The organism is Amycolatopsis echigonensis (genome assembly GCF_014174495.1).
Lineage (GTDB): Bacteria > Actinomycetota > Actinomycetes > Mycobacteriales > Pseudonocardiaceae > Amycolatopsis > Amycolatopsis echigonensis.
The window spans coordinates 1-2,225 of the sequence record NZ_JACJHR010000204.1 but is presented as its reverse complement, the minus strand read 5'-3'; the positions used below and the strand labels follow the sequence as shown (position 1 = coordinate 2,225).

General features: G+C 68.5%; 3 protein-coding genes. All 3 read left to right on the top strand.

Annotated elements, in window-relative coordinates; all coding sequences use genetic code 11:
• The first annotated feature begins 4 nt into the window (after positions 1 to 4).
• Genes H5411_RS46235 through H5411_RS46225 form a run of 3 tightly spaced genes read left to right on the top strand, consistent with a single transcriptional unit; the run spans position 5 to position 2,101 of the window.
• Positions 5 to 424, top strand: a complete 420-nt coding sequence (locus H5411_RS46235) for a hypothetical protein (protein ID WP_183127991.1) — start codon at positions 5 to 7, stop codon at positions 422 to 424.
• Positions 425 to 434: 10 nt separating this feature from the next.
• Complete coding sequence (locus tag H5411_RS46230; RefSeq protein WP_312878766.1) at positions 435 to 1,496, top strand: sensor histidine kinase; 1,062 nt, start codon at positions 435 to 437, stop codon at positions 1,494 to 1,496.
• Entirely contained in the window at positions 1,493 to 2,101 is a 609-nt protein-coding gene (locus H5411_RS46225; RefSeq protein ID WP_183127989.1) for a response regulator transcription factor, read from the top strand. Before H5411_RS46230 ends, H5411_RS46225 begins: the two co-directional genes overlap by 4 nt.
• Positions 2,102 to 2,225 lie beyond the last annotated feature (124 nt).

Sequence of the window (2,225 nt, the reverse complement as noted above, 5' to 3'; positions counted from 1 at the left end):
AGTCATGAACTCCCGTCCCGCAACGGTTTCCTCTCCGCTCCGCACCGACCCGGCACTACGCGCGGTCCGCGTCCTCACCGGGGCTTACCTGGCGCTGAGCGTGCTCACCCTCGGCGCGATCTTCCTCTTCCGCAACAACCCGTCGATGGTCACCGACGTCGTCTGGGTTCGCGCCACGATCGTCACGGCCAGCGCGCTGCTCACGTTCCTGTTCGCGAGAAGCGCGGCTCGCGGGTCGAAACGGGGGCTGCTGCGGCTCCGGATCGTGTCGGCGGTGATGACGGTCGCGATCATCGTCATCGTCTCGATCCCGGGGTTCCTCCCGCTGTGGGTCCGGCTGGAACAGGGCGTCTGCGGATTGCTGCTGCTGGCAGTGGTCGTCCTGGTCAACGGACGGCACGTGCGTTCGCTGTTCTCCGAGTAGCGTGCCGGACGTGGACCGCGGCCCCGATTCCGACGCGCAACGCTGGGTACTGGGCTGGCGCCGGCTCGTGCTGGACGCCGGCCTCCTGGTGTATCCGCTGATCGTCCTCGCCCAGACGGCCGGCCAGCCAGTGGCGGTGGTAGTGCTGCTGGCGTTCTGCGCGTGCTACATCGGGGCGGCCGTTGCTGCTTACGCGTTTCGGAGCCGGCTCTTCTGGATCCTGACCGGGGTGTTGACGGCGCTGTTCGCCGTCGTGCTGCCGATCGCTCGGGCGAACGCGTTTTACCTGCTTGCGGTGGTGGTTTCGCTCGCTGTTCCACGATTGCCGCGCTGGGGTGTGGTCCTCGTGCCGATCGCCGCGGCGGCGACTGTGGTGGTGCCGTGGGCGGTCTGGCATACCGATCCGGGGTGGGCGCAGGCGGCTGCGCTGGTGTTCACCGTGCTGGTGGTCGTCGCGTTCGCGGAGGCGTTGCGGGCGAACCGGGCGCTGGTGCAGGCGCGGGCGGAGGTGCAGCGGTTGGCAGCTGATGCGGAGCGGTCGCGAATTTCGCGGGATTTGCATGATCTCTTGGGGCATTCGCTCACTGCGATCACGGTGAAGAGCAATCTTGCCCGGCGGCTCGCGGCCAAGGGGGATGGGCGAGCGGTCGAGGAGATCGGGGAGGTCGAGCAGTTGTCCCGGCAGGCGCTCGCGGATGTTCGGGCGGCGGTTTCCGGTTACCGGGAGGTGACGCTTGCCGGGGAGCTTGCGCGTGGGCGGGAATTGCTGCGGGCGGCGGGGATCAGCGCGGAGTTGCCGACTGCGGCGGACGGTCCGCATCAGGAATTGTTCGGCTGGGTGGTCCGAGAGGGATTGACGAATGTGGTCCGGCATTCTCGGGCGACCAGTTGTGCGGTGATTGTTTCGGGGGATTCCGTGGAGATTCGGGACGACGGTGTCGGTTCCGCGTCGGATCCCGGGAATGGGTTGTCCGGGCTGCGGGATCGCGTGGCGGCGGCTGGCGGGCGGATGGACGCGGGGCCGATGCGGCCTCGGGGGTGGCGCTTGCGGGTGACAGTGGGGGAAGCGTGACTATTCGGTTGTTGCTCGCGGATGACCAGGCACTGGTGCGGCAGGCGTTGGGGACCTTGCTTGACCTGGAGGACGACTTCGAGGTGGTCGCCCAGGTGGGGCGGGGGGACGAGGTGGTGGGGGCGGCGCTTGAGCATCGGCCGGACATCGCGTTGCTGGACATCGAGATGCCGGGGCTGGACGGGTTGGCCGCGGCGGCGGTGCTGGCGGAGCAGGCGCCGGAGTGCCGGGTGGTCGTGTTGACGACGTTCGGGCGGGCTGGGTATTTGCGGCGGGCCATGGAGGCTGGGGCTGTTGGGTTTGTGGTCAAGGACGCGCCCGCGGAGGCGTTGGGGGATGCGATTCGGCGGGTGATGGCGGGGGAGAGGGTGGTGGATCCGGCATTGGCGGTCGCGACTTTGGCTGCGGGGGAATCGCCGTTGACTGCTCGGGAAAGGGATGTGTTGATCGCCGCTCGGGGTGGGGGGTCGGTGGCGGAGATCGCGGGGAGTTTGTATTTGTCGGAGGGGACGGTGCGGAATTATTTGTCGGGGGCTATTGCCAAGACTGGGGCGCGGAACCGGATGGGGGCGGTGAGGGTGGCTGAGGATCGGGGGTGGTTGTGAGGTTCGGTCGCGGGCGGCTCGTCGCCTGGGGGCGACATTGCGCCCGGTCCCTTGCGTGGGGCACCCCGAAGCCCGAGTGTGCTGACGGTCTGGGGGTGCTTGTCAAGGCGGGAAAGATGCCTTG